Source organism: Methylobacterium tarhaniae (genome assembly GCF_001043955.1).
Taxonomy (GTDB): domain Bacteria; phylum Pseudomonadota; class Alphaproteobacteria; order Rhizobiales; family Beijerinckiaceae; genus Methylobacterium; species Methylobacterium tarhaniae.
This window is the reverse complement of record NZ_LABZ01000247.1, coordinates 1-2,366: the sequence shown is the minus strand read 5'-3', so window position 1 is coordinate 2,366 and position 2,366 is coordinate 1. Positions and strand designations below refer to the sequence as shown.

Sequence of the window (2,366 nt, the reverse complement as noted above, 5' to 3'; positions counted from 1 at the left end):
GATATAGCCGGCCCCGCCCGTCACCAGAACTGCCATGGTTTAGCCCCTGCCTTCAACCAGTAGGCTGTGTCATCGGCGGGCGCCGGCCGAAGGTCAAGCTGTCACGGCCCGGTTCGCACCCTCGATCGCGACGGCCGGGGCGCCCGATCGTCACGAATGTCGCAGTACCGCTCCCTCGCTTTGCCATCCTGTGCAGGTCTCCTCCGGTATCGTCCTGCCCAGTGCGATCCGTCGTCGAGATCCCGGGCCGGGAGGACGACGTCATGAGGTCCTCGATCACCGTGGAGGCGACCGTCGACACGGCGCGCGGACAGGCGATGGAGAGAAGCGGGGTCGTGGTCCTGCCCGCCCGAATGCCCCATTCTCTCTGGACCTCGGCCGAGCCCGCGACGCTCCAGGTGTCCGGCGTGGGGCCGTTCGGGCTCATCGACGTGAATCCGGCGGACGAGCCGAGCCGGACCGGGCCCGCCCGGCGCTGACCGGGAAGCCCGCCTCAGCCCTCGGCCGCCCGCAGCGAGCGGGCGCAGGCCGAGAGGATCGCCCGCGCCGTCTCCGGATAATCGTCCTGCAGCACGGCCTCGAGGGTGCCGACGGTCTCGGCCAGGAGTGCCTCGCCGTCGGCGACGCCCTGCTTGTGCAGCGCGACGGCGAGCGCGGTCGCCAGGGTGGCGAAGGCCACACCCACATCCTGATCGGTCATGAGAAGAATCCCCGTCGTCGAGGGGCCGGTCGCTCGAGGGCAGATCCTGGCGGCGAATGCGGAATGGGGATGGTGGGCGCGACAGGGATTGAACCTGTGACCCCTACGATGTCAACGTAGTGCTCTCCCGCTGAGCTACGCGCCCATGGGCCCACGACCCAGCCGCTCGTCGCGACACGGGCCTCGGGGCCTATTTCGGCAACGCTCGAAGCCGAGGTGCCGATACTTTCGTTCAACTGTTCCGGGCCGTTCGGTCCGGCACCGCTCCGAGGGAAAACCCCTGACATCCGGAGTGGCGATGGTGGGCGCGACAGGGATCGAACCTGTGACCCCTACGATGTCAACGTAGTGCTCTCCCGCTGAGCTACGCGCCCTCGGAGCCGTGTGTCGCGGCCCCGGTGTGAGAGGGCGTATAGAGGCTGTTGCGGCGAGTGACAAGCGGGTTCCTGCGCCAACTCAGTTTTCCGTTCCGGCCTCTCGACGGCGGCGGCTCCGCGGGCCGACCATGCACCTGGAGCGAGGAGCAGGCGAACGATGGACCCGATGCGGGAGCACGCGGCGCGGATCTTCTGGGGCAAGGCCCGGCCCGGTCCGGGTGCGCCGCACGCCTTCCATCCGGCCTGGGCCCACGGCCTCGACGTGGCGGCGGCCGGCCGGGCGCTGCTGCGGGCCCGGCCCCGGGCGGCCCGGGCCCTGGCGGCGGGGCTCGGGCTCGAGGCCCCGGCCTTCGAGGCGCTGTGGCTGCACCTGCTGGCGTTGCACGACATCGGCAAGTTCTCGCCCCTGTTCCAGGCCAAGGTGCCGGCGCTCTACCCCGCGAACCTGCCCCCGCCGCCGCGCCTTGCCGATCCCGGCCACCCGGCGGCGGGCCTGCTCCTGGTCGGCGGGCTTTTGATGGACCGGGCCGCCCCCTCCGGCCTGATGCGAGGCTGGACGGCCGGGGAGCGCAACCGCCTGCTCCAGCCGATCTTCGGGCATCACGGCCGCCCGGTGCCGCTGCGGCAGGGTTGGCAGCCGGAGGATTGGCAGCCGCACTTCCCGCCGGCCTCCGCCTCGGCCGCCCTCGCTGTCTGGGAGGCGGTGGAGGCGCTGCTGCCGGCCCCGGCGGTGCCTGCCCCCGCCGTCGAGGCGGCGGCGCAGGCGAGCTGGCTCCTCGCCGGCCTGACGGCCCTCGCCGACTGGATCGGCTCCAACCAGGCCTGGTTCCCCTACGCCTCGCCGCAGGCCGACCTGGCGGCCTACTGGGACGAGGCCTGCAGGCGGGCCGAGGCGGCCCTGCGCGAGGCCGGCCTGGTGCCGGCGCCCCCCGGCCCACGCCTCGCCTTCGCGGATCTGACCGGCCTGCCCTACCCGCCGACCGCGATCCAGGCCTGGGCCGAGACGGTCGCCTTGCCGGACGGGCCGCTCCTGATCCTGATCGAGGACGTGACCGGGGGCGGCAAGACCGAGGCGGCCCTGATGCTCGCCCACCGGCTGCTCGCCGCCGGCCGGGCCGACGGCCTCTATCTGGCGCTGCCCACCACCGCCACCGCCAACGCCATGGTCGACCGGATCGCCCCCCTCGCCGGCCGGCTCTACGCGGAGGGCGCCCGACCGTCCCTCGCCCTGGCCCATGGCCGGGCCGGCCTGCACCCGCGCTTCCGCGCCGCCGCCGCGGGATTTCCGC

At 73.2% G+C, this 2,366-nt stretch carries 3 protein-coding genes and 2 tRNA genes; 2 read left to right on the top strand and 3 right to left on the bottom strand.

The genetic code is table 11. The annotated features are described in order from the left end of the window. The first annotated feature begins 263 nt into the window (after positions 1–263). Positions 264–479: a cupin domain-containing protein gene (locus VQ03_RS27250; protein WP_053078753.1), complete on the top strand. Its 216-nt coding sequence runs from the start codon at positions 264–266 to the stop codon at positions 477–479. 14 nt (positions 480–493) lie between these two features. On the opposite strand, the gene VQ03_RS27245 is transcribed toward VQ03_RS27250, so the two are convergent. The 3 genes from VQ03_RS27245 to VQ03_RS27235 all read right to left on the bottom strand — a co-directional run bounded on the left by VQ03_RS27245 (position 494) and on the right by VQ03_RS27235 (position 1,074). Continuing rightward, entirely contained in the window at positions 494–700 is a 207-nt protein-coding gene (locus VQ03_RS27245; RefSeq protein WP_048454056.1) for a hypothetical protein, read from the bottom strand. Between the two features lie 70 nt (positions 701–770). Next, positions 771–845, bottom strand: a tRNA-Val gene (locus tag VQ03_RS27240). Positions 846–999: 154 nt separating this feature from the next. Beyond that, a tRNA-Val gene (locus VQ03_RS27235) sits at positions 1,000–1,074 on the bottom strand. Positions 1,075–1,234: 160 nt separating this feature from the next. On the opposite strand from VQ03_RS27235, the gene VQ03_RS27230 reads away from it, so the two are divergent. Then, positions 1,235–2,366: CRISPR-associated endonuclease Cas3'' (locus tag VQ03_RS27230; RefSeq protein ID WP_048454055.1), on the top strand; the 1,132-nt coding region annotated here is incomplete at its 3' end.